The organism is Ruminococcus sp. 1001136sp1 (assembly GCF_039841815.1).
Lineage (GTDB): Bacteria > Bacillota > Clostridia > Lachnospirales > Lachnospiraceae > Blautia_A > Blautia_A faecis.
In genome coordinates this window covers 1-25699 of the sequence record NZ_JBDPGY010000024.1, presented here as the reverse complement: position 1 = coordinate 25699, position 25699 = coordinate 1, and the positions used below count along the sequence as shown (strand labels likewise).

The window sequence follows — 25699 nt, the reverse complement described above, 5'->3', positions numbered from 1 at the left end:
CATGCAGATACAGATTACAGGCTGTATGTTTGAAAATATGGGTAGAAACATGAACACAAAAAGCAAAGTAATTGTGCTTCCCTGTGAAGCTTACGACGAAGAACGAATTTATACACTTATGAAAAATGGTCTGTCTCAGCTGGGAGGTCTGGACAACCTTATAAATAAAGAAGAAAAAATCCTTTTGAAGCCTAACCTTTTGAAAAAAGCAGAAGTGGAGAAAGCGGTCATTACTCATCCGGTTGTGGTGGGGGCCTTTGCCAGGATTTTACGTGAGGAAGGTTATAAAGATATTGTGCTTGCAGATTCCTGTGGTCACGGGACTACGAAACAGGTGATCCAGGGTACCGGAATGGACACTTATCTGGAAAAATACCAGATTCCGGCTATTGATTATACGAAAGGCGTGCGTGTGGAAAATCCGGATGGTGTCCAGGCGAAAGAATTTATCCTTCCGAAAGAACTGCTGGAGGCAGAGTGTGTGATTTCTCTTTCCAAAATGAAAACCCACGCTCTGGAGCGAATTACAGGAGCAGTGAAGAACAGCTATGGATTTGTATATGGGAAAAATAAGGCCATTGGTCATACCAAATACCCCAGTGCGGACAGCTTCGCCCGGATGCTTATTGATCTGAACCAGTATGTGAAGCCAAGATTATATATTATGGATGGAATCACTGCAATGGAGGGAAATGGACCGGGCTCCGGAGATCCGGTAGCCATGAACCTGATTCTGATGTCCACAGATCCGGTGGCACTGGACAGTGTGTTTGCAAGACTGGTTTATCTGAAACCGGAGATGGTTCCTACCAATTACCATGGAGAGAAGATGGGACTGGGAAATTGCAGGGAAGAAAATATTGAGGTTGTGGTAGTTGAGGAGAATCCTTCGGCATCAGCAGTGCGTGATGAAGGAAGTGAAATAACTGGGCGAGAGAAGCAACGCCAGAATGCAAAGGTTTCTGTAGATAAAAAGCAGATTGGTATTGACGTAGTTTGTAATGTGATTTCGATGGAAGCATTAATAGAAAAATATGGCAATCCCAATTTCAATGTGGACCGCACGAAAGTACGAAACAATGTCTGGACAAAGCTTGCCAAGGCTCTGAATATTTTCCAGAAGAAACCATACATTGAGCCTGACAAATGTATCCGTTGTGGAATCTGTGTAAACAGCTGCCCTGTGCCCGGCAAAGCGGTAGATTTTCGAAATGACAAAAATAATCCGCCTGTTTATGATTATAAGAAGTGTATTCGTTGCTTCTGCTGTCAGGAAATGTGCCCGAAGAAAGCGGTTAAGGTGAAGTGAGTGTAAAATACTCCGAAGGGAATATCGGAGAAACATCGGAGAAACATCGGAGAAACATCGGAGAAAATATCGGAGAAACATCAGAGTAATTTCGGAGATAAAGAAGAAAAGCCACTACCGAGCGTCAACTAAGTTGTGACGTTCTACAGTGGCTTATGTATTTTATCGTCCAATCATCTTCGCCACTTCCCTGATATATTCCGGTGTAGTACCGCAGCAGCCCCCTACAATACCGGCGCCTGCATCAATCAGAGCTTTCACATGTCTGGCAAAATCCGGCGCTTTCATGGAATAAACGGCGTTTCCATTATCATCAATGAACGGCATACCGGCATTCGGCTTGGCAATGACCGGGATGGAGACATTTTCCTTAATATTGCGGATAACAGAAACCAGCTGATCGGGACCAACAGAGCAGTTCACGCCCACAGCATCTGCACCTGCAGCCTCCAGGGAAACTGCAGCCTCGATAGCATTTCCACCGCTGAAAATACTTCCATCTGCATCTACCGTCATGGTACACATAATCGGCAGCTCGCAAACTGTAGAAGCAGCATCCACAGCTGCCAGAGTCTCTTCAATATTGATCATGGTCTCAGCAACGATCAGATCCACGCCGGAATCCTTCAGAATTCCAATCTGCTCCTGATATATTTCGAAAGCTGCCTCATAGGTCATCTCCCCGGCAGGAGCCATCATTTTACCACTGGTGGTAATATCCGCAGCAACGTAAACCTTATGGTCTGCCGCATCAGCGACTTCTCTTGAATAGGAAACCAGAGTGCGGTTGATCTCCTCCATACGGTCCTGCAGACCATGCATGGTAAGGCTTACACGGTTGCCGCCAAAAGTAGGAGCGTAGATAATATTGCTTCCCGCTTCGATATAAGCTCTCTGAAGCTTTTGGATCACATCCTTATGTGCCAGCACCCATTCCTCTGTGCATACACCCTTCGGCATACCGGCAGCCATCAGGTTGGAACCTGTAGCGCCGTCCAGAAGAACAATATTCTGTGCCAGTTCCTGAAACTCTTGTTTTGTCATATTGTAATTCCTCCTTAAATTGGCAGAATATTGCATTCAAATGATATTTGCATAACATGCCGCCCATTGTGGTCTGCAACCATCTGGCGAACATTTATCCTGCCGGATACGGTTGATTTCGTCATATTCCTGTCCGCGTCCTGGAAGTTATAACGTTTTCATAAAAAAATTTTATAAATCTTTCGTATTATAACACTATTTAACTTGATTTTCCAGTTGTCAGCGTATAAAATATAAGATATGATTTTGATGGGGCTGGCTATAAAGTAAGCAGCAGCCCTTAATGACAAAAGAAATAAAAAAGGAGCTAAAAGATGAGTAGAAGGAGAAGAAGAAACGACTGGATACCAGGCGCGGTGATCACCATCATCGTCATTATGCTTTCTGTTGTTTTTATGGGACTTCTGGCAATGACCAAGATGATCCCGACCATTTATATGCTGATCATCGGCATTGTACTTGCGGTGATCGCAGCCATTATCTGGCTGTTGGTATGGCATACCAGATACACAGGCCGCTTTATTGGCGGAACTGTTTTGGCAGTGATCATGATTGCCATTCTGGCATTCGGCGGTTTCTATATTAATAAGACAAGATCTGCCATCAGCAATATTTCCGGTGAGACTACAGAGGTCACACAGATGGCTGTTTACGTAAAGAGCGATGATGCCGCTGATTCTGTAGAGGCAACTGCCGGATATACTTATGGTATTCTTTCCTCACTTGACCGTGAGAATACAGATGGCGCTGTAGCACATCTGAACAGTCAGTTTGGTACAGAAGTACAGACTAAGGAATACGCAGGTCTGACAGAGCTTGCTGACGGAATCCTGAACGGTGAAGTAAATGCCATGCTACTGAACAGCGGATATCTCAGTGTATACGAGGATATGGACGGATACACAGATTTCAGCACCAAGATAAAAGAGGTTGGAACAGTAGACGTTGAATCCACAATTCAGTCTGCAGAAGAGTCCACCCCTATAGAGCCGATCACCACTGCTAATGGCGGTAAGGTTTACACCATCTATCTCAGTGGTATTGATACCAGAGGTGAGATGACAGCTAAGAGCCGAAGCGATGTAAATATTATTGCCACTGTGAATACAGATACACATGAGATCCTGCTGGTTTCCACACCTCGTGATTACTTTGTACCGCTTTCTATTTCCGGAGGTGCACCGGATAAGCTGACACATGCCGGTATTTATGGAATCGATGTGTGTATGGATACTCTGGGAATGCTGTATGATATTGACATTAATTATTACTTCCGAATTAACTTCGGTGGATTTGTGAAGGTAATCGATGCACTTGGCGGAATTACCGTTAATTCAGATTATGATTTTGATTCCAAGAATATTCTGGGTTATCATTTTAACAAGGGTGAGAATTATCTGAATGGTGAACAGGCACTTATCTTTGCAAGAGAGCGTTACGCATTCCAGGAGGGTGACCGCCAGCGTGGTAAGAACCAGATGGAGGTTATCCGTGGTGTTGTGAAGAAGGCACTTTCTCCGGAAATCCTTACCAGTTATTCCTCCATTCTTTCCAGTCTGGATGGATGCTTCGGTACTAACATCACATATGAAGAGATCGCACAGATCCTTCAGCAGCAGCTTACCAATGGGGGCGACTGGACAATCGTTTCCTACAGTGTAAATGGTACCGGTGCTACTGAGAAGCCATATTCCATGAGCCAGAAGGCATATGTTATGGTTCCGGATTATAACACTGTTGATAAGGCTAAGAGCCTTATGGAAAAGGTTCGCAACGGCGAGGTGGTAACGCAGGAGGAGGCTGATTCACCGGTTAGTGGAAGCACAAGCACTGACAGCACCTCTACAGAAACTGTGACCGAGCCAGGTACAGTAGCATCTGAGACACAGGCTGCGACAGATACCACTGCTGCAGATGGAACTACAACCGAAGGCACAGCTGATACTACTACACAGCAGTAAAGAGAATGAGATTCCTCTGGTGAGAGGAATCTAAATATAGAAAGAAGCAAATCATTATATAACGTGGTTTGCTTCTTTTTTGATAAATTTATAAACTTTTAAGATGATTTTTATATTATATTGTGATAAAATGGGAATATAGAAGAAGGAAAGGCGGGTGAATCTGAGCTTACATTCTTGGATTTTACAGAAGATGACATCTGCATAGAGAGTAGATATCAGAGCGTGTCTTTCAATTCATTTTTATAATCTGCACGTTCTAGATTTTTTACATGCTCTGGCAGAGATAAGAAGTATACATTCCGAGGACACTTACAAAGCACATGAGATGACGATACTGGAAATGAAAAAGGAGAAATCTCATTGCAGAACAGCAAACATGAAGATGCTTTCATGAAAATGGGCGTAGAATATTTTCGGGAGCATATTTTGAAGTTACTTGGAATAAACTATAGTTACGAAGAAATCGGACCAACGGAATTGGTGGCACTTACGATTAACGAGCTATATATGGATTTTACATTTAAAACAACGGAAGAAGACCTATACATCCATATTGAATTCCAAACCACCAATAAATCGGAGAAAAAGGATTTAAAACGATTCCATTCTTACGAAGCCCTGTTTTCCCACAATATGGACGCGAAAGTAATCACTTACGTAATTTATACTGGTGGAATCGAGGAAACGAAAGGCGAACTGGATTGTGGTGTGTATACATACCGTGTGGTTCCTGTTTATATGGGAAAGAAGAATGCGGATGAAGTGATCCAGAGGTTAAAAGAGAAGAAAGCCACTGGCGAAGCCCTGACAGAAGATGACTTCGCACAGCTTAGTATGACACCACTTATGGGCGGCCAGATGAGCCGTAAGGATAAGATTAAAGAAGGGATTTTTATAGCGAAAGAAGAGCATAATGACATGGCGGATAAAGTGATGGCTATGTTGTATACTCTGGCAGATAAATTTCTGGATGGAATAGAGCTTGATGAGATTAAGGAGGCGATGGTTATGACGAGATTGGGACAGATGATATTGGATGATGGAATTAGAATTGGAGAGTTGCGCGGACGTGAAGCTGGTATAAATGAAGGAAGCGAAGAAACTCAAAAGAGGATGGATTCTTTGATTAATATTTTGTTGACATCGAATCGAACAGATGACTGTCTGAAAGCTTCAAAAGATGCTGCCTATCGGAAAAAACTTATGGATGAGTTAGGTATAAAATAATATTAGAGCCTGTTTGAAAAGGCTACTGAAAGATGATTTAAACACAAAAGGCCGGGACATCACTTACCTGATCGTTCCCGGCCCTAACTATGTTAAATGGGTAGTTTAAAAGCAAATTTGCATAACCCACCACCCAACCGGAAACAATAAAAAAAGATGACCTCCAAGTCGCATTATTTCAGTAATGCGGATTTGCGCTGCAAACAAGCAGAAAATCAGTACAATTTGGACTATCGACCACGAATAAAGACCCCTTATTTTGGAAATTGAGATTTTTCAGTATCCGGTCACCTTTTCCAGACAGCAAAAAAAGACAGTCACACCAGAGGTCTCTCAAAAGAGAATTCTCTGGCATAACTGCCTTTTCTGAAATTGTTCATTCTGTTATATTGCCTGCTCCATCATCTGATTCATATACTGCCGTTTCGTTTCCGCCTGGATATGCACATACAGATCTAGTGTGGTTCGCACGGAAGTATGTCCAAGTATTTCGGACAGGGACTTGGTATCGAAGCCATGCTCTACCCAGCGACAGGAAAACTGATGCCGGAGAGCATGGATTTTAATGGGGGGAATTCCACATGTTTTCAGCAGTGCTGCATATCTGCGCTGGATTACCCGTGGCTCCATGCATCTGGCAGTTCCAGACAAAATATATGCGGAGCCATCTTTGCGAAAACGTTTCGCATAAAACAGCAGCTTGTCTGGCAATGGAATTTCCCTGTTGGAATGCTCTGTCTTCGGCGGACCGATATACAGAATGGTTTTTGGAATTTTTCCAGTGTCCGGATTAGCGGTCTGATCTAGATTTTTGATGCGGATCACAGTACGCTGTATGCGGATTTTGTGCTGGGTGAAATCCACATCTTCCCAGCGCAGGCCGCTGAGTTCGCCTACACGGATGCCGGTATGCATGCAAAGCAGCAGACCGAAATGGAAATCGCTGATATTGTCAATAAGAAATTTCTCCAGCTGGTTATAGTTTGCAAGCTTCATAATCTGCACCTCCTGGCTGGTGCCAGCCAAATGGGGGTAGCGGATTGGTTCACTGGTATAGACGCCTCCCTTTGCTGCAAAGTTCAAAATGCTGCGGAGTACGCTTAAAATTACATGAATGGTTCCTGCAGACAATGCCAGCTCTTTTTTCTTATGAATAAGCTGCGTGATCTGAGAATTGCTGATTTTCCGTATCTGGGTGCTGCCAAGCTCCGGAAGAAGCTGGTTCTTCAGGATTGCTTCATAATTGGAAAAAGTACTGTCCTTGATGGTATAGCGGATTTCCTGCTTCCAATGTTCTGCGGCTGTTTCGAAGATAGCCTGGTAATTTAAAATGCCAGGATTTCGCACCAGATGTCCATAGCCTGGCACTTCTGCAATTTTTTTGTTTCGTTTGTCCTTTACTTCGCCATATGTTTTGCCATAGAGGGAACCGTAGTGGATTTTTCCCTCCGGATCGCGGTATTTGATATAACGGGCTTCCCAGCGCCCATCCTTGCGTTTGCGTATGTTTTCACCTTTTCTGCACATAGCTGCCTCCTTATTCTATAAGTATGTACCAATTATTTGACCACGCAATTATTTTATATCGAAAAAATCCCTTTGAAAAACTAATGGGAAAAAGGTGAATTTGGAACAAATTATGGTATAATTCGACAAAAAGAGTCTATAGTCGCTATAATCGGTTGACTTTCCCTGTTATTCGCGATAGAATGTAAAACGATGATGGAAAAGAAAGCAGAAAAACTGCCTGGATAACCGTCGCATTACTGAAATATTACGAAAGAAACCAGCAGAAATCACAGACAAAATTTATGAAAACAGGATACAGCATCCGAACCTGGCGCATGCGCCTGGTATGTCCGGAGCCTATATGGCTGGACAGAACAGAAGAATATTTTCAGAACGTGGTGGAGTTTTACTACCACCTTCTGAGACAGCATGAAGAACTGTGGAACAGCAGCCTCTTCGACATCCAGCGCAGCCTGGAGCTCCTGACCCTGGCCGGTCGGGACGGCAGACAGCCCACCAATCCCTTACCAATGGGGAAAGTACCTGTCTACCTGAGACGTGCTGCCATCAACAAAGCATCTGCCACAGTGAAAAGCACCCAGGAACTTCAGTCCGGATTCCCTGAGAAGCTGGAAGCCAAGGTTACTTTTTTCAAAGGAATGTATTCCGACCTCACCGACAGATCCATCTGCCTGAAGCTGTGGAACGGTGAGAAATGGATCTGGACAGACTGCAAGCTGAAAGGACGCCCCTTTCCCCAAGATGGTCAGCTGATGTCGCCCACCCTGGTAAAAGAGGGCAGGCGCTACCTGCTGAATATCCCGGTGAAACAGGAGAACAGCGACGCCCGCACTGCCAAAGAACGAATGGCAGAAGGCACGAGCCTGTGCAGTGTCCGCTTTACAAACACAGACACCTTCGCAGTGTGCTGCATTCTGGATGAGCAGGGAAATCAGCTGGCTGTACACACCTGCCGGGGCGGAGATGCGTACCGCCACCGCTGCAAGCTGCTGGAGACCAGAATACAGAAATCCAGACCAAACACAGTGGGAGACAATAGTCCCCAGCCCAACCGGAAGTACTACATGCACCTGAAGAACCTGTCCGAGCACTACGCCCATCAGGTCAGCCGTGAGATCCTGAACTTCTGCAAAGAGAATCAGGCAGGAATCATTGTCCTCCCCGATTACGACCGGAACTTCACCCGGATGGCAATGGTAAAAAGCGGCAATTTTTCCCCGCTTCACTTAAGCAGCAAGATCCGGACCAACCTGCAGTACAAAGCCTGGGCAGAAGGAATTCTGGTGCTGGAAACCAGAACAGACGGACTGAAGGACAAATGCGCCATCTGCGGCGGCAAGGTTCGCCGGAAGGGAAATGAATTCCTCTGTGAAAATGGTCATCAGGGAAACCGCTTCCTGAATGACGCCAGAAATCTTGGCAGGAAATGCCAGGACAGTTTTTTTCGCAGTAATAGAACAAAATAATTATTGACAACAAAGATAAAAATGATAATAAGCAGCGTTACGAACGCTCTTATCTATAAAACCGGGTAACCGGGCAAAGAGGCTGCGCCAGTGACGCAGGCTTTTCGGCAGACCACCGCCGGTGCGGGTTCCGGACTTCCCCAAGATATCCTGGGAGTCGCCGAAGCACCAGACAGAAAGCTATCTGGTAAGTGGTCAAAGTTATGAAAAAATGGGAGGAAGGGACTGGGGGGGGTAACTCCGTCCATATGATTAAGAAATGACAACGAAAAAACAAAAAACCGAACGCAAAAAAAGAAAGTTGGAGCATTGGCAGGTAATCGCACTTTACCTAATGATTTATGATGTGATCGCCGTAAACGCCGCATACTTTCTCGGACTGTGGTTCCGCTTTGATTGTACATACTCCGCAATACCCGGAGAATATTTGTCTGCCTATCTGAAATTTGCACCATGGTATACAGTATTCTCTGTTTTTGTCTTTTGGGCATTGCGTCTCTATAACAGCGTATGGCGCTTCGCAAGCTACAGTGAGCTGTTAAGAATTTGCTTATCTACTGTAATTACATTCCTGTTCCAGATAATTGGAATCACATTTGTCATTCAGAGAATGCCAATGTCCTATTATCTCTTCGGAACCATTATTCAATTTTGCATGATTACAGGAATCCGTTTTTCATATCGATTTGTTCTTCTCGAAAGAACACGGAAACAGAAGGAAGAGGAAGGTCCGCTGCATCACATTATGCTGATCGGTGCCGGCCAGGCAGGACAGATTATTCTCCGCGACGTGGAACGTGCCAAAGAGCCAAAGGGAAAGGTCTGCTGTATTATTGACGATAATCCGAACAAATGGGGACGTTATATGGAGAGTGTGCCCATTGTAGGCGGTCGTGATGACATCCTCGCAAGTGTAAAGAAATATAAAATCGACCAGATACTTCTGGCCATTCCAAGCGCAAGTGCAGCTGAGCGAAGAGATATCCTGAATATCTGTAAAGAAACAAAATGTGAAATGAAAATTCTTCCAGGTGTGTACCAGTTTGTCACCGGAGAAGTGTCTCTTAGCAAAATGAAAGACGTGGCAGTGGAAGACCTTCTTGGAAGAGACCCTATTAAGGTAAATATGGAAGAGATTTTCCGCTACATCAGTGGAAAAACCATTCTGGTAACTGGTGGTGGCGGCTCTATCGGAAGTGAGCTTTGCCGCCAGATCGCAGCCCATGCGCCGAAGCGACTGGTAATCTTCGATGTATATGAGAATAATGCATACGACATCGAACAGGAGCTTCGATCCAGATATCCACATCTGGATCTGGTGGTGCTGATCGGTTCCGTGCGTGATACCAGAAAAATCAACAATGTATTTGAAACGTACAAGCCAGACATTGTTTATCATGCAGCTGCACATAAGCATGTACCACTTATGGAGACAAGCCCATGTGAGGCAATCAAGAACAATGTGATGGGAACTTATAAAACAGCTCATGCAGCTCTGAAAAATGGATGTCAGCGTTTCGTACTGATCAGTACAGATAAAGCTGTTAATCCAACCAACATTATGGGAGCCAGCAAGCGTCTCTGCGAGATGGTTATCCAGACCATGGATAAGATCAGCAGAACCGGAAGAGAAGATCTGCTTCCATTGCTGGGAAGTCATTATGAGGACAGTGAGGAAGTACTTGCCCAGGTGGCAGCGACTTGTGAAAATCCAGGAGCAAATGGCGAAAGAAAATACAGGACTGAGTTTGTGGCAGTGCGCTTCGGAAATGTGCTGGGAAGTAATGGATCTGTTATTCCGCTGTTTAAGAAACAGATTGCCAAAGGCGGTCCGGTGACGGTTACCCATCCGGATATTATTCGTTACTTTATGACCATTCCGGAGGCAGTAAGTCTGGTGCTTCAGGCTGGAACCTATGCCAAGGGCGGAGAGATCTTTGTGCTGGATATGGGAGCTCCGGTGAAGATTGATACACTGGCAAGAAACCTGATCAAGATGTCAGGACTGACACCGGATGTGGATATTAAAGTGGAGTATACAGGACTTAGACCCGGCGAAAAGCTTTATGAAGAAAAGCTGATGGCTGAGGAAGGTCTGACTAAGACAGATAATGATCTGATTCATATTGGTAAACCGATTCCGTTTGATACAGATGAATTTTTATATCAGCTTGAAAATCTGGCTGTTGTGGCTTATGGAAATGATCCGGATATCAGAAGTTATGTGGAAGAGATTGTACCGACTTATCATGCGGCGAAGGATGATTTGAAACTGCATGGGGAGACATACAAGAAATTATTTAATAAAGCAACAGGAAATAATTAACAGGAAAAGAGGAAAATATCATGTTTAGCAACAAAAACAATTTTCAACCTTTCGAATCTAAAGTCTGGTTGAGCAGTCCGACAATGTATCCAGACAGTATGAAATATGTAATGGAAGCATATGAGGCAAACTGGATGTCCACTGTTGGTGCAAATATTAATGAGGTAGAACGCTTAGCCTGTGAAAAAGTTGGCTGTAAATACGCAGTGGCGTTGTCTGCGGGAACCGCGGCACTTCATATGGCTGTGAAACTTGCAGGTGTAAAATCTGGTGATAAAGTCTTTTGTTCAGATATGACATTTGATGCTACTGTTAATCCAGTTGTATATGAAGGCGGAGTACCAGTATTTATTGATACTGAGTATGATACCTGGAATATGGATCCTGTTGCCTTAGAGAAGGCATTTGAAATTTATCCAGAAGTAAAAGTTGTAGTAGTAGCTCATCTTTACGGAACTCCGGGAAAAGTGGATGAGATTAAAGCAATCTGTGAAAAACATGGTGCAACAATTATCGAAGATGCAGCAGAATCCCTTGGTGCAACTTACAAAGGAGTGCAGACCGGAACATTTGGCAAATATAATGCAATTTCCTTTAATGGAAATAAAATTATTACTGGTTCTTCAGGCGGAATGCTCCTTACTGACGATGAAGAGGCAGCTAATAAAGTTCGTAAATGGTCTACTCAGGCAAGAGAAAATGCACCTTGGTATCAGCATGAAGAACTTGGCTATAACTATAGAATGAGTAATGTAATCGCTGGTGTAGTTAGAAATCAGTTCCCTCATCTGGAAGATCATATTGCACAGAAAAAAGCAATTTATGAAAGATATAAAGAAGGATTCAATGGCCTTCCAGTAAAAATGAATCCATATGATGAAAATAACAGTGAACCTAATTTCTGGTTATCCTGCATGATTATTGATGAAGGTGCAATGTGTAAACAGGTCAGGGGAGAATGTGATGTACTTTACACACCAGAAGAGGGAAAAAGCTGTCCAACAGAGATTCTAAATGCAATTAGCAGTATTAATGCAGAAGGTCGTCCAATTTGGAAACCGATGCATATGCAGCCAATTTACAGAATGAATGGTTTTGTGACAAGAGAAGGAAATGGTAGAGCAAAGACAAATGCTTATATTGTTGGCGGAATGCTGAACAAAGTGGATGGAAAACCGATTGATATTGGAATGGATATTTTTGCTAGGGGGCTTTGTTTACCAAGCGATAATAAGATGACGTTAGAGCAGCAGCATGAGATTATCACTGTAATTAGAGCTTGTTTTGAAAAATGATATTTAATTAGAGGAAAAGTGTGTGTTAGAGAATATAATTAAATATATTGGAATCTTTGTTGTTATTATAGTTATTGCGGTTAGCATATTGAAAAAACGAGCTAAACAAACCGCATATAAAGCGGAAATGATGAAGCCTATTGTTGTTCGAAAGATGGGATTTTATGAAAAATATATTAAGCGAGTATTAGATATAATTTGTGCTAGCTGTGCAATTATATGTTTTAGCCCGCTTTATATAATAATAGCAATATTAGTTAAAACAAAATTGGGTAGTCCGGTGTTATTTACGCAGGATCGTCCTGGATTAATTGCTGAAGACGGAAAAGAAAATATATTTAAAATGTATAAATTTCGAACAATGACAAATGCAACTGACAAAGACGGGAATTTGCTTCCTGATGACATTAGAATGACGAAATTTGGAAAGTGGCTTCGGAATACTAGTTTAGATGAGCTCCCAGAAGCTTTTAATATTTTAAATGGGACTATGTCAGTAATTGGTCCACGGCCACAATTAGTTCGTGATTTAGTTTTTATGTCAAAAGAGGAAAGAAAAAGACATACTGTAAAACCTGGCTTAAGTGGCTTGGCGCAGGTAAAAGGAAGAAATGCAATTAGCTGGGAGGAGAAATTTAAGTGGGATTTACAGTATGTAGAGAATATAAGCTTTTTTCAGGATATACGAATTATTATGCTGACAATTAAAACGGCAATTTTTAAACACGAAGGAATTACACAAGATAATATGGAGACTGCTGAGGATTTAGGTGTTTATCTTTTAAAAAATGGGAGAGTAACCGAAAAGGATTTTGTAGTTAAAAATAAAAAAGCACAAGTTATTATTGGACAACAAAAAAATATAGGAGTTGTTACGGATAGATATAGTGTCTTAATGTCAGTGTATGCAAATGAAAATGCGGAATATTTCGAGAAAGCAATTAATAGCATGGTAATGCAAACTCTTCCACCGGATGAAATTGTTCTTGTCGAAGATGGACCGCTTAATGAAGATTTATATTCAGTTATTAGACGATTTAAAGTGAAATATCCGAGGTTGATTACAAGCGTAGTAAATGAAAAAAATATGGGGTTAGGGATTGCACTCCAAAAAGGATTAATTGTCGCACGAAATGAACTTATTGCGCGAATGGATACTGATGATATTGCGAATAAAGAGCGTTGTGAAAAGCAGTTAAATTATTTAAATGCTAATCTTGATTGTTCAATTGTCGGAGGACAGATTGCAGAATTTATTGATGTCCCTAATAATATAGTTGGAAAAAGAGAAGTTCCGCTTTCTGATAAAGAAATAAAAAAGTTTATGCGTAGACGTTGTCCTTTCAATCATATGACGGTGATGTTTAGAAAAACTGAAGTTTTAAAGGCTGGAAATTATCAAGATTGGTATTGGAATGAGGACTACTTTCTTTGGATAAGGATGGCGTTAGAAAATGAAAAATTTGCTAATCTTGCAGATGTATTGGTTAATGTAAGAACTAGCCGTGATTTGTACCAGAGACGAGGGGGAATAAAGTATTTTGTAAGCGAGCGAAAAATTCAAAAATTAATGTTAGAAGAGAAAATGATAGGGTACTTTCGATATAGTATTAATGTTATTGAAAGGGCTATTTTACAAGTTTTTATGCCTAATTGGTTAAGGTCAATTGTGTTTAAATGTTTTGCGAGAAAACGGGAGAAATAGAATGATTAGTTTCAAATACTTAATTAGTAGGTTAAAAGATGTAAAAATAAAAGACATTGTTTCAGTTTTTCCTATGATAGCGGCAGGCGCGGCAAGTGTTTTTTTTAAAAGAAAATATGAAAACACATGGTTGATATGTGAAGAGCCTGGGGAAGCTAGAGATAATGGATACAATTTCTTTGGTTATATGAGAAAAGAGCATCCTGAAATTCAGACTGTTTATGCAATAAGAAAAAAATCTGTTGATTATTTGAAAGTATCTAAGGTTGGAAAGTGCGTTGAATATGGAAGTATAAAACATTGGCTTATTTATTTTACATGTAAGTATAATATTAGTTCACAAAAAGGTGGAAAACCAAATGCAGCATTATGTTCTTTTATGGAACTCAATGGTATATTTAAAACAAAAAATATTTTTTTGCAACATGGCATTACAATAAATAATGTTAGATGGTTGTATAGAGATAGATCAAAAATTGATTTATTTATTACATCTACACTTCCAGAGTATGAGTACATAAAAAAGAATTTTGGATATCCTAGTGAAACTGTAGTTTTGACTGGAATGCCTAGATTTGATTCTTTGCATAACATTGAAGTGAATAAGAAGAAAATTGTTATTATGCCTACGTGGAGATATTGGTTCAATTTAAAATCAAAAAGAAATGCCAATGTTGATTCAAAAATTGAGAATTCAGAATATTTAAATTGTTGGTTGGAGCTTTTATCAAGTAGTGATTTAAAAGATATAATAAATAAATACAAGCTGGAAGTGATTTTTTATCCTCATAGAAATATGCAACAATATATAGAGGTATTTGATAAGGTAGGACAATATATTACGGTTGCTGATTGGAGAAAATTTGATATACAAGAATTGCTAAAAAGTTCAGCTATGCTTGTTACAGATTATTCTAGTGTTTTTTTTGATATGGTTTATATGAAAAAACCTGTAATATTTTATCAATTTGATGAAGAAAAGTATAGAAAATATCAATATGATGAAGGATATTTTGATTATCATAATACTTCTTTTGGAAATAGTTATAAAAAATATTTGGATGTATGCAATAAAATTGAAGAATATGCAAAAAGAAATTTTGAAGTAGATCAAAACTTTATTGATGAACATAAAGCTACATTTAAATATTGGGATGTAAATAATTCAAGACGTGTATATGAGGCAATACAAAATATGGAAAGGAAATAATAGCTAATGGAAGATATACGACATAAGATAAGTGTTGTTTTGCCAATATATAATGAATCGGTTGAAATGGTTTCAGAGGCGTTAAATTCTATTCAAAAACAATCATTTTCAGATATTGAAATATTGGTCATCTTAGACAATCCCATGAATTATAATTTGATTGATTATATTGAAAAATGCTGTAAAGAAGATAAGCGCATTAAGTTTATTATTAATGAAAAAAATTTGGGTTTGCCATTAAGTTTAAATAAAGCTATAAAAATGGCCAAGTATGATTTAATTGCAAGGATGGATGCTGATGATATATCTTACTCGAATAGGCTTGAAGTGCAACTCGGAGAGTTATTGAGGAGAGATTTGGATTTGATTGGTTGTAATATTGTAAGATTTACAGAGAATAAAATATTAGATTTCTCTAACTATCCAACATCTACAAAAGCCATTAATAAATCAATTATGTATACGTCAGTTATAGCACATCCTACATGGTTAATAAGACGTGATGTTTTTAATCGTGTCGGTTTGTATCGTGATTTTTATTCTTGTGAGGATTATGATTTTTTACTTCGTTCCAGAAAAAAAGAAATTAAAATGGGAAATGTTAAGGATGTTTTATTGAAATATAGGGTAAATCAATTTAGTATTTCAAATTCAAATAAATCATATCAACGTTTAGTATCTAATTTTCTTCGAAAGAATTATGAGAGAGTTGAAGACATAACAAAGGAAGATATTGTTGATTACATTGATTCAAATATGGGAAGAAAAAATTACCAGTCAATTGAAAACTATTATGAGAAACGAGAAAAATCAAAATTACTTCAAGGAAAAAATGAATTGCTGTCTAAAATAAATCTGTTGTCTTATATGTTTTCAAAAGTAGCTTGGGATAATTTGATTGCATCTATAATGCCCAATATTTATCGTAGATTATACAAGTAGGTAAAAAAATGAATATAAAGGTTAGTAAAAATCCAATTGTTTTTTTATTATTATTTTCGTTACTTATATATTCCGGGAGATATTATATTCTTATATTTAGTTTGTTGATGATTACGGCTATGATCCTTTTTGGAAATTGGCACATTAATAAGGAAAATATAGTAAATACATTTGTAATAATATTATTTTTTATAGTAGAAAGTGTGTATTTGTCTCATCAAAGGTCATTTTCAATAAAAGAGTTTTTAAATTGCTATTGTATACTATTTTTCTGTAGTTTACTTATGCTGTTTTCGGATTATATAAAAATAGATTTTAAAGCATATATGTCTTTTTTATCTATATTTATGAGTTTAGTTAATTCAATTAGTTTAATCCAGGTATTAGGAACATCATATGATAGAAATTATATTTATATATTAGGTGCATCGATTAATTTATTAGCGGGAATAAATGGAATCTATTTTGTAACTTTATTATATGTAATTATGTTTGAAAATTTTGGAGACAAAAAAAAATGGATTTCTGGAATTTTATCTATAGCTACATTATTAGTTTCTTTCTCTAGAATTGTTATACCAATGGTAGTGATTTGTTCCTGTGTTCTTATAATAGCTTATTTAATTTCAATCGGAAAAAGAAATAATAAGTATAAGCATCGAAAAAAAGTATTACCAATACTTTTAGTAGGAATTGCGGTAACTGGTTTAATATTTAAAAACCTACTTCAAGATAATGCAAATTTTTCTCAATACGTTAATAATGTTTTTAAGTTTTATCAAAATGCAAATTCAAATAATTTGGGGGCAAGGAGTATAATTTGGGAAAGGTGTAGAGCGATTATTTCATTAAATCCTATTTGGGGAACCGGAAACAATAGTATTGATACAATTTATGGAGTAATGGCTGCACATAATTTTGTTTTGGAAATTTTTTTGTTATGTGGAGTTTTGGGATTATGTGTTTATTTGGTGGGGGTTGTAGTTCCAATTATAGTGAAGATTAAAAGGTCCACTCATGATAAGGTTGAAGTCTTAGGATTGAGCTGTCTTGTTTGTATTTATTTTGTTATTTGTATTTTTCAGCCATTTATAACTACAAGTTATATGTATAATTGTATATTTATATTAACTTTTATTAATTTATCAGCATATCTCGAAAAACGAAAGAAATTGTAAAGGTTAAACATTGTCCTTTTTATTTTAAGAAAAATTGATATAAAAATAGGGCACTTGTTGTTTCATTGATGAAAATATTTAGATTTAAAGACTAGTAATGAAATATATATGGAGGCATGGGGGTACGTGAAAGTAGTTTTTATTTGTCAAACACCGTATCATCTATTTAATAGTTTATATTATGCTACATTTTTAAAAAAATACAATATAAATAGTATAATAATAAATGACTCGGATAAAGAATATGAGGGTGTTGAGTTTGAAGATAAAAAAATTGTGAAGGTTCATTCTGAGAAAAAAACAAAACTTTCAAATTTGAATGAAGGGTATTTCTTTTGGAAAAAAAATAACCATATTAAAGTGTTGTTAACAAATATTGAATTGGTAGTATGTTTCAATGATCAGACGAATTGCTCAGCTAAGGTTATTGAATTTTGTAAAAAACATAATAATGCTAAAATTGCTTTGATCGAAGATGGGTGTGGGATTTATAACGAAGAAAGGAAGAATGTTACTATAAAAAAAAATGTAAAAAAATTTCTATTTGGAAGTGTAATAGTAAAACAATTAGGAAAGAATAGATATATTGATATTATTGTATCAAAGGATCCTAAGTTGTTACCAAAGTGGATTACTCGAAATAGGGAATTGTTGCAACAACAAGATGTGTTTGAAGATAAAAAGTTTATAAATTCTTTCCTTTATAAAAATGAATATTTGGAAGAATTAGAAAAAACTATAAGATCCAAAAAAGTAATACTTTTTTTGGGACAACCTGTTTCAGAGCTAGGAATTGACGAAAGTAACCAAATTGCCTTTTTAAAAAAGATTGCAACGGAATTATCTGAATATATTATTGTTGTGAAACCACATCCTCGAGATGCAGATAATAAGTATGTTAATCTTGCAAATTTATCAAATATAATAATATATGAAAACAAGTTATGGTATCCGGCAGAAGTATTATCCTATGTTTTACATCCCATAGCGGCAATTAGTGTATGTTCATCTGCAACAGAAAGTTTTTTAGCAATAGGTAATTCAGTTGTAATATATTTATATGATATGTTGGGAGTGAAATTGGAGAATACATACATTAACGCGTCAAGATATAAAAAGGGTATTTTTTTTCCGGAGAATTTTAGAGATGTCGTTACTGTAATAAAGAATATTTCGAATTGTGTTGTTGATCAATGTAGTAAATGTAATATTGAATCAGGAGACACGTTTATTGAATATATAAAAGAAATGGTTGAAGGGAATATAAAAAATGATATATGCTAGATTACAAGGCCGAGCAGGTAATCAATTTTTTCAATACTATTTTGGTAAAAGGCTTGAAATGGAATATAACGATAATCTTGTTCTGGATTTCTATAAAGTAAATAGAAAAAATTGGAGTAAAGATATACTGAAATTTAATGTGGATTTTTTTTCTCTGCTTGAAGATAAATTTACTTATTTTAAGAACATGAATATATTACAATTATTAGTTGTTCTTATTTATAGATTATTTACACCAAGAAATGCTTCATACCAAAAAATATACATGTATGAAATAAAATGGCAGCCATTTTTAGATTTTATGGGGATTTATTGGTTATCTAATGGTTATTATGAATATGCATTTAAATGTCCATTTAAAAATAAGTTTATCAATGGATATTATGAAGATAGGCGTTATTTTGATAATTATATATTGGATGAAAAGAATAAGAGTTTGATAGTCCCAAAACCTGATAATATTGATAATGAGTTTTTAAATTATATTTTAAATGAAAATTCTGTTTGTGTATCTATAAGGAGAAAGGATTTTGTAAATGATACTACAATCTCAAATGATAGATATATTTGTACCCCTCAATATTTTTATTCTTCAGTAAATGTTGCTTGCGAGAAAATTTCAAATCCTTGTTTTATTATTTTTTCTGATGATGTCGAATGGGTAGAAAAAAATATGAATATTAAAGGGAAAAAAGTATATGAAATTCCTGGTTTAAGTATTACTGAAAAGATGTTTTACATGTCAAAATGTAAGCATTTTATTATTTCTAATAGCACGTTTAGTTGGTGGGCGCAATATTTGTCCTGTTCGAAAGACAAAATTGTAATCAGTCCAGATAAATGGATGAAAGTTGATAATCCAATTGAACTTATTGAAAATAAGTGGATTAAAATTAAGGTGTAAATATGAATAATAACATTAAAGCATTGAAATCAGGGGTATGGTATACGATTGCAAGTTTTGCGACAAAATCTATTGGATTTATAACCACACCTATTTTTACAAGAATATTAACACATGAAGAATTTGGATTGTACAATAATTATACATCTTGGTTAAGTATACTTACGATATTTGTTACATTAAATTTAGAAAGTACATTTATAAGTGCAAGATATGATTATGAAAATCGATTTGATTCATATATATTTTCATCATTGGTATTAAGTACTTTATCTGCTGCTTTTTGGTTTATACTTTTGAATTTTGGAAATTTTTTTGAAAGAATCAGTGGGGTTGATAAAAAGTATATTAATTGTATGGTAGTGTATTTGATTTTTTTACCTGCAATTAATATGTTTCAAGCACGAGAAAGATATTACTTCAAATATAAAATGTCTGTTTTAATTAGTACAGTGGTATCTGTTGGGACTGCTTTATTATCCGTTGTGCTGGTTGTTTTTTTTGAAAATAAATTGTCTGGAAGAATATTAGGAAGTGCTATTCCAACTGTTTTTATTGGAATTATTATTTATATTTATATTTGGAAGCAGGGAAAAAGGGTAAATTTAGACGATTGGAAATATGCGTTACCAATATGCGTTCCTTATATTCCTCATTTATTGTCACTTACAATACTAAATTCAATGGATCGAATTATGATTACGAATATTTGTGGTTCAGAAGAGAATGCATTATATAGCTTAGCCTATACATGTGGTTCGATGATTACAATTTTAATTGGTTCCATGAATAGCGCATTTGCACCTTGGCTAGGAGAAATGTTATCTGAGAATAAATTGAAAGAAATACAGGTGGTGTCAAAGAAATATATAAGTGCTTTTTTCTATTTGGCGATTGGAATAATGCTTTTTGCTCCGGAAATTTTATTACTTTTTGGTGGAAAAAGTTATATGGAAGCTATATATGTAATGACACCAGTTTCTATGGGATGTGTTTGTCAGTTCCTTTATACGTTATTTGTTAATGTAGAACAATTTAAGAAAAAAACTATAGGAATGGCTTGTGCTAGTATAACTGCAGCTGTTATTAATTTTATTTTAAATTGGATATTTATCCCTAAATTTGGATATTTGGCTGCAGCATATACTACATTAGTAGGATATTTATGTTTATTATTAATTCATATGTTTTTGGTTAAAAGAATAAAATTAAACAACGTGTATAGTTATAAGTTTGTGAGAGAAGTTGTAATATTGGGAATTGCTGCGATGGTTATTATTACATTATTATATTCTCATGCAATATTGAGATACATATTTATTGGAATATATGGGGGTACATTTATTATTATTTTACGTAATAGTAGTGAAATAAAGGGATATTTTAATAGAAAAAAGAGGGGGGGATTTTAATGGAAAAATTAATTGTAATTGGTGCTGGGGGATATGCTAAATCTGTTCTTGACTCAGTAGATATATATAATTATGAGATCGTAGGATTCATTGATGAGTTTACAAATGAAAAGGTACATATGGGATACCCAATAGTAGCACATAGTTTAGATGAGTTATCAAATAATAATCATTATGTTTATTTTATTGCTATTGGAAATAATGAAAAACGAAAAAAATGGTATGACAAATTGAAAGAACGAAAACTGCGAATTATTAATGTAGTTGATAGAACAGCAATTGTTTCACCCAAAGCCATTTTGGGAACAGGTTGCTTTATCGGAAAGTTTGCAGTAGTGAATAGTAAAGCAATTGTGGGTGATGACTGTATTATAAACACAAGAGCATTGGTTGAACATGGTTGTACAGTTTCTGATCATGCTAATTTGTCTACCAATTCAGTAATTAATGGTGATGTTTGCATTGGAGAGGGAAGTTTTATTGGCAGTTGTTCAGTAACAATTGGACAATTAAAAATTGGAAATTGGTCCACTGTTGGCGCTGGTGCTGTTGTTATTCATGATGTTGGAAATCACGTTACGGTTGCAGGTGTACCAGCTAAGGTTATAAAGGAAGGGGCAATGTTAGGATGAAGCATGTATTCATAGTTGCGGAAATTGGATGTAACCATAATGGAAGCAAGGATCTTGCAAGAGAGATGGTTATAAAGGCAAAAGAATGCGGTGTAGATGCTGTTAAATTTCAGACATTTAAAGCAGATGCTCTGATTTCGTGTTATGCTCCAAAAGCAGAATATCAGAAAGAAACTACAGGAACTGTAGAATCTCAATTAGAAATGACAAAAAAATTGGAATTGTCACATGATGATTTAATTGAGTTAAAAGCTTATGCCGAAAGTCTTGGACTAGTGGTATTTTCAACTCCGTTTGATTTAGATTCTGTAGACTTTTTAAATTCAATAGGACAAAGTTTGTGGAAAATTCCGTCTGGTGAAATTACTAATCTTCCATACTTGAAAAGAATAGGAGCTATCAAAATTGATAATAAAAAAATAATTTTGTCTTCTGGTATGGCTACAATTGATGAAATAAAAACATGTATAGGTGTGTTGGTGGAAGCAGGAACTAATGAAAATGATATTATTCTGCTTCATTGCAATACAGAGTATCCAACTCCTGATAAGGATGTGAATATTTTAGCGATTAATGATCTAAAAGAGCAGTTTCCAAATGTATCTATTGGATTTTCAGACCATTCTGTTGGATATGTTGCTGCTGTTGGAGCTGCGATTTTGGGTGTTTCATTGATTGAAAAACATTTCACATTAGATAAAAATTTTGCAGGACCAGATCATAAAGCTTCTGCAACGCCAGAAGAGTTAAAGGCTTTAGTTGAAAATGTTAGAAGAATAGAAGTCATGGCTGGTAGTTCTAAAAAGATAGTTACTGAATCTGAACGAAAAAATAAGATTGTTGCAAGAAAATCTATTGTAGCAGCGAGAAATATAGTTAAAGGTGAAATTCTCACTGAAGAAAATATTACATGCAAAAGGCCTGGAAATGGAATTAGTCCGATGAAATGGTATGATATTTTAGGAAAAGTAGCAGAAAAAGATTTTAGAACTGACGAGTTAATTGAACAAAGTGGATTTGAATGGCAGGAATGCTAAAATGAATTGCTTTATTGATGGTACTGTAGATGAAGAGTTTTTATCATTAGGTGTTTGGGGAATACCGGTAATTGCGTATCCTATTAAGAGTGCACTCGAAAGTGGCGTTTTTGATCAGGTTATTGTAGTTACTGAGAGTTCATACATTGATTATTTGGTAAGAGAATTTTTTGGCGTTAAAATTAAGCTAACAAAACAAATGCCCATGATTGGAATTAGAATTGATGGAAGAGCTGCTAATATTATGCCTGAAACTATTAGGAAAATTGCAAATCTTGTGGATTTAAAGGAACTGAAAAAAATAAATATTATGCAGTTTGTTCAGAACCCAGAAGAATTAGTTCTAGTTGATTGCTCAAATAATTTTGAGCTTACATTAGTTTTGTGGAGAAAGCGAAATAAAAATGTTTGGCTAAAAAAAATGATTATAAATAGAATTAATGATAAACAGAGCATACTTCTTAATCCGATAAAAAAGAAAGAAATATGTTTGATTGGACACTCTCAATGGGATCAATGGAATATTACTTCATTACATGGGTATTCTGTAAGAAATTGTGGTATTAGTGGAATTACAATTAAGGAATATATAAATGAAATTTTAAAAAAAAATTGTATCAATTTATCATCTGGAATAATTTTAGTGCTGATAGGAATCAATGATTTGGAAAAAAGTACAAATATATGTGAACTTGTTAATGGAATGATTGATTTACTAGAATTAATTCATAATAAGACGGATGCACATATATATGTTGTTCAGACGCTGCATATTAATGGGAGGATTGATCGTAATAATACTATAATTTCACAATATAATAAGAAATTACATAAGTCTCTTCCAAATTATGCAAAGTGGATTAATACGGCAGAAATGAATGATTCATTTGGAAATCTTGATTATCATTTTACGACAGATGGATTACATTTAAATGGAGCGGGATACAAGAAGTTATATGATATTTTAGATTGTGCATTAGAGGAATGCGATGGAGATGAATTATGAAGAGAATAGCAATTATTCCAGCAAGGTCTGGATCAAAAGGGTTAAAAAATAAAAATATAATTGATGTATGCGGAAAACCTTTAATGGCGTATACGATTGAAGCGGCGTGCAAAAGTAATTTGTTTGATAGAATTATTGTATCGACGGATTCTATAGAGTATGGAAGACTTGCTCAAAAATATGGAGCAGAGGTCATGTATAGAGGTGAAAAAATTTCGAATGATAAAGCGACGACATTTATGGTTATAGAAGATCTATTGTCAAGAATTAATTGTAAAATCAATTATTTTGTTCTATTGCAGCCAACTTCGCCTCTAAGAACAGAAAAACATATACAAGAAGCAGTTGACTTGTTTGAAAGGCAGATGGACAAATATGATTTTTTGGTTTCTGTTAAAGAGGCCGAGCATGGTTCTGTGTTAGTAAAACCAATAAAAGGGGATGGAAGTCTTAAGTATTTTGATACAGATTTTTCAAACTATAGACGTCAGGATTATAAAGAATATAGTCCAAATGGTGCTATTTTTATTGGAAAACCAGATCAGTATCTTCAGAAGAAACATTTTTTTGGAGAAAAGAGTTTGGCATATATTATGAATGAATTTGATTCAATTGATATTGATAATGAATTGGATTATGAGTTTGCGTGCTTGTGTATGAGAAAAAGATTGTTAGGGGAGAAATTGTGAGGAAAATTGCGTTTGTTACAGGGTCTAGAGCCGATTATGGGATAATGCGGAGATATCTTGCGCTTTTAAATGGTGACAAGGATATAGATTTGAAAATTTTAGTAACTGGTGCACTTTTAAGTGATGTATATGGTCATCAGGTAGATTTGATTTATAAAGATGGTTTTGAGGTTTCTGCTGAAATAGAGGTAGAATTGGATTCTTCTTCTAACAAAACAGTTCTTCATACTATGGCAGAGACTATGGATAAATTTGGCGGATATTTTGATGTGAATCGGTTTGATTTGCTAATTATTTTAGGCGATCGTTATGAAATGCTTTCAATAGCTACGGCTGCTGCAATGCATAGAATTCCTATTTTACATATTCACGGTGGGGAAGCTACATATGGTAATTATGATGAATTTATTCGTCATGCAATTACCAAAATGAGTTTATATCATTTTACTGCAACTGAAGAATACAGAAAAAGAGTCATTCAATTAGGAGAAAGCCCTGACCGAGTATTTTATTTAGGCGCTTTAGGAGCTGAGAATTGTCTTTATATAGAACAAGAAAATGTTCCAAAAGAAATTGAGTCTATACCTAAAAAAGAATATTTTGTTATTTTGTTTCATCCGGAAACTTTAACTAATGTAAGTACACTAGATCAAATAAACACCTTATTACATGCCTTGCAGGAATTTTCAGATTATTATTTTGTCTTTTTGGGGACAAATGCTGATACCAATTCAAATATTATAAGAAAAACTGTAAAAGATTATGTAGAAAAGACTGATAATACGTGTTATTTTGAAAATTTACATACGGATGCATATCATTACTTAGTGCAAAACAGCATTTGTCTTATTGGAAACTCCTCTTCTGGTATAATAGAGGCGCCAAGTTTAGGGGTATATACTGTTAATATCGGAGATCGTCAAAAAGGAAGAGTACGAGGAAATAGTGTAATAGATGCAGTGTGCTCAATAGAATCAATTAAAAATTCGATTAATAAAGTGTTAAAATATTATAATAGTATAAAACCTATTAATCCATATTATAAAGATAATTCAGCAAAATTATATTATCATACTACAAAAACATTATTAGAAAGAATTGAAAAAGATATTGAAGAACCTAAAATTTTTTATGATCTTCAATAAATGATAGGTAATAAACAGCTATAGAGGAGAGAACAAATTTTATGTGTGGTATCGTATCCTACACCGGCCATTCCCAGGCTGCGCCCATCCTTCTGGATGGTTTATCGAAACTGGAATACCGCGGCTATGACTCAGCCGGTCTTGCCGTTCGTGACGGGGAAAATAAGACGAAAATTGTAAAGGCGAAAGGCCGCCTAAAAGCGTTGGCGGAGAAAACCGATCATGGCCATGCTCTGGCTGGTACCTGTGGTATCGGTCACACCCGTTGGGCGACCCACGGCGAACCTTCTGAGACAAATGCCCATCCCCATACCTCTGATGATGGAAATGTGGTCGGCGTTCACAATGGTATCATTGAGAATTATCAGGAACTGAAGAATAAGCTTCTTCGCAA

20 protein-coding genes and 1 pseudogene are annotated in these 25699 nt (G+C 36.5%); 19 read left to right on the top strand and 2 right to left on the bottom strand.

All coding sequences use genetic code 11. From position 1 onward, the window contains the following. The first annotated feature begins 1 nt into the window (after position 1). The gene (locus tag ABHC48_RS17440; protein WP_243284468.1) at positions 2–1309 is read left to right on the top strand and encodes a DUF362 domain-containing protein; all 1308 of its coding nucleotides are present in this window, start codon (positions 2–4) and stop codon (positions 1307–1309) included. Positions 1310–1471: 162 nt separating this feature from the next. On the opposite strand, the gene ABHC48_RS17435 is transcribed toward ABHC48_RS17440, so the two are convergent. After that, positions 1472–2353: a homocysteine S-methyltransferase family protein gene (locus ABHC48_RS17435; protein WP_195699150.1), complete on the bottom strand. Its 882-nt coding sequence runs from the start codon at positions 2351–2353 to the stop codon at positions 1472–1474. Positions 2354–2667: 314 nt separating this feature from the next. On the opposite strand from ABHC48_RS17435, the gene ABHC48_RS17430 reads away from it, so the two are divergent. After that, a complete protein-coding gene (locus ABHC48_RS17430) occupies positions 2668–4314 on the top strand; it encodes an LCP family protein (protein ID WP_195699151.1) in 1647 nt (548 codons plus the stop codon). 363 nt (positions 4315–4677) lie between these two features. Further along, positions 4678–5544 carry a hypothetical protein gene (locus ABHC48_RS17425; protein WP_195699152.1) on the top strand — a complete coding sequence of 289 codons (867 nt, stop codon included), beginning with the start codon at positions 4678–4680 and terminating at the stop codon, positions 5542–5544. 384 nt (positions 5545–5928) lie between these two features. On the opposite strand, the gene ABHC48_RS17420 is transcribed toward ABHC48_RS17425, so the two are convergent. Then, positions 5929–7071 carry a site-specific integrase gene (locus ABHC48_RS17420; protein WP_195699153.1) on the bottom strand — a complete coding sequence of 381 codons (1143 nt, stop codon included), beginning with the start codon at positions 7069–7071 and terminating at the stop codon, positions 5929–5931. Positions 7072–7355: 284 nt separating this feature from the next. Between ABHC48_RS17420 and ABHC48_RS17415 the strand changes: the two genes are divergently transcribed. The 16 genes and pseudogenes from ABHC48_RS17415 to ABHC48_RS17340 all read left to right on the top strand — a co-directional run. After that, on the top strand, positions 7356–8540 hold the full coding sequence (locus ABHC48_RS17415; RefSeq protein ID WP_187566178.1) for a transposase: 1185 nt from the start codon (positions 7356–7358) through the stop codon (positions 8538–8540). Positions 8541–8799: 259 nt separating this feature from the next. Then, on the top strand, positions 8800–10866 hold the full coding sequence (locus ABHC48_RS17410; protein WP_187566179.1) for a nucleoside-diphosphate sugar epimerase/dehydratase: 2067 nt from the start codon (positions 8800–8802) through the stop codon (positions 10864–10866). Positions 10867–10886: 20 nt separating this feature from the next. Further along, entirely contained in the window at positions 10887–12161 is a 1275-nt protein-coding gene (locus ABHC48_RS17405) for an aminotransferase class I/II-fold pyridoxal phosphate-dependent enzyme (protein ID WP_187566180.1), read from the top strand. Between the two features lie 22 nt (positions 12162–12183). Then, a complete protein-coding gene (locus tag ABHC48_RS17400; protein WP_272067065.1) occupies positions 12184–13866 on the top strand; it encodes a sugar transferase in 1683 nt (560 codons plus the stop codon). A 1-nt stretch (position 13867) separates the two neighbouring features. Then, the gene (locus tag ABHC48_RS17395; RefSeq protein WP_187566181.1) at positions 13868–15076 is read left to right on the top strand and encodes a CDP-glycerol glycerophosphotransferase family protein; all 1209 of its coding nucleotides are present in this window, start codon (positions 13868–13870) and stop codon (positions 15074–15076) included. Positions 15077–15082: 6 nt separating this feature from the next. After that, a complete protein-coding gene (locus tag ABHC48_RS17390; RefSeq protein ID WP_187566182.1) occupies positions 15083–16018 on the top strand; it encodes a glycosyltransferase in 936 nt (311 codons plus the stop codon). Positions 16019–16026: 8 nt separating this feature from the next. Then, positions 16027–17196 (top strand): O-antigen ligase family protein, encoded by a 1170-nt coding sequence (locus ABHC48_RS17385; RefSeq protein ID WP_187566183.1) that lies wholly within the window; start codon positions 16027–16029, stop codon positions 17194–17196. A gap of 126 nt (positions 17197–17322) precedes the next feature. Next, on the top strand, positions 17323–18480 hold the full coding sequence (locus ABHC48_RS17380) for a hypothetical protein (RefSeq protein WP_195699154.1): 1158 nt from the start codon (positions 17323–17325) through the stop codon (positions 18478–18480). Next, positions 18467–19384, top strand: a complete 918-nt coding sequence (locus tag ABHC48_RS17375; RefSeq protein ID WP_187566185.1) for an alpha-1,2-fucosyltransferase — start codon at positions 18467–18469, stop codon at positions 19382–19384. Before ABHC48_RS17380 ends, ABHC48_RS17375 begins: the two co-directional genes overlap by 14 nt. Positions 19385–19386: 2 nt before the next feature. Further along, positions 19387–20796, top strand: coding sequence for an oligosaccharide flippase family protein (locus tag ABHC48_RS17370; RefSeq protein ID WP_187566186.1), 1410 nt, complete (start codon positions 19387–19389; stop codon positions 20794–20796). Then, entirely contained in the window at positions 20796–21428 is a 633-nt protein-coding gene (locus tag ABHC48_RS17365; protein WP_187566187.1) for an acetyltransferase, read from the top strand. The genes ABHC48_RS17370 and ABHC48_RS17365 overlap by 1 nt, the downstream gene beginning before the upstream one ends. Beyond that, a complete protein-coding gene (gene neuB / locus ABHC48_RS17360) occupies positions 21425–22465 on the top strand; it encodes an N-acetylneuraminate synthase (RefSeq protein WP_187566188.1) in 1041 nt (346 codons plus the stop codon). Before ABHC48_RS17365 ends, neuB begins: the two co-directional genes overlap by 4 nt. Before the next feature lies 1 nt (position 22466). After that, positions 22467–23471, top strand: coding sequence for a GDSL-type esterase/lipase family protein (locus tag ABHC48_RS17355; RefSeq protein ID WP_187566189.1), 1005 nt, complete (start codon positions 22467–22469; stop codon positions 23469–23471). Further along, on the top strand, positions 23468–24160 hold the full coding sequence (locus tag ABHC48_RS17350) for an acylneuraminate cytidylyltransferase family protein (protein ID WP_187566190.1): 693 nt from the start codon (positions 23468–23470) through the stop codon (positions 24158–24160). The genes ABHC48_RS17355 and ABHC48_RS17350 overlap by 4 nt, the downstream gene beginning before the upstream one ends. Continuing rightward, a complete protein-coding gene (neuC, locus tag ABHC48_RS17345; RefSeq protein WP_187566191.1) occupies positions 24124–25305 on the top strand; it encodes a UDP-N-acetylglucosamine 2-epimerase in 1182 nt (393 codons plus the stop codon). Before ABHC48_RS17350 ends, neuC begins: the two co-directional genes overlap by 37 nt. Positions 25306–25346: 41 nt before the next feature. After that, positions 25347–25699: pseudogene (locus tag ABHC48_RS17340) on the top strand (glutamine--fructose-6-phosphate aminotransferase); the annotation flags it as partial.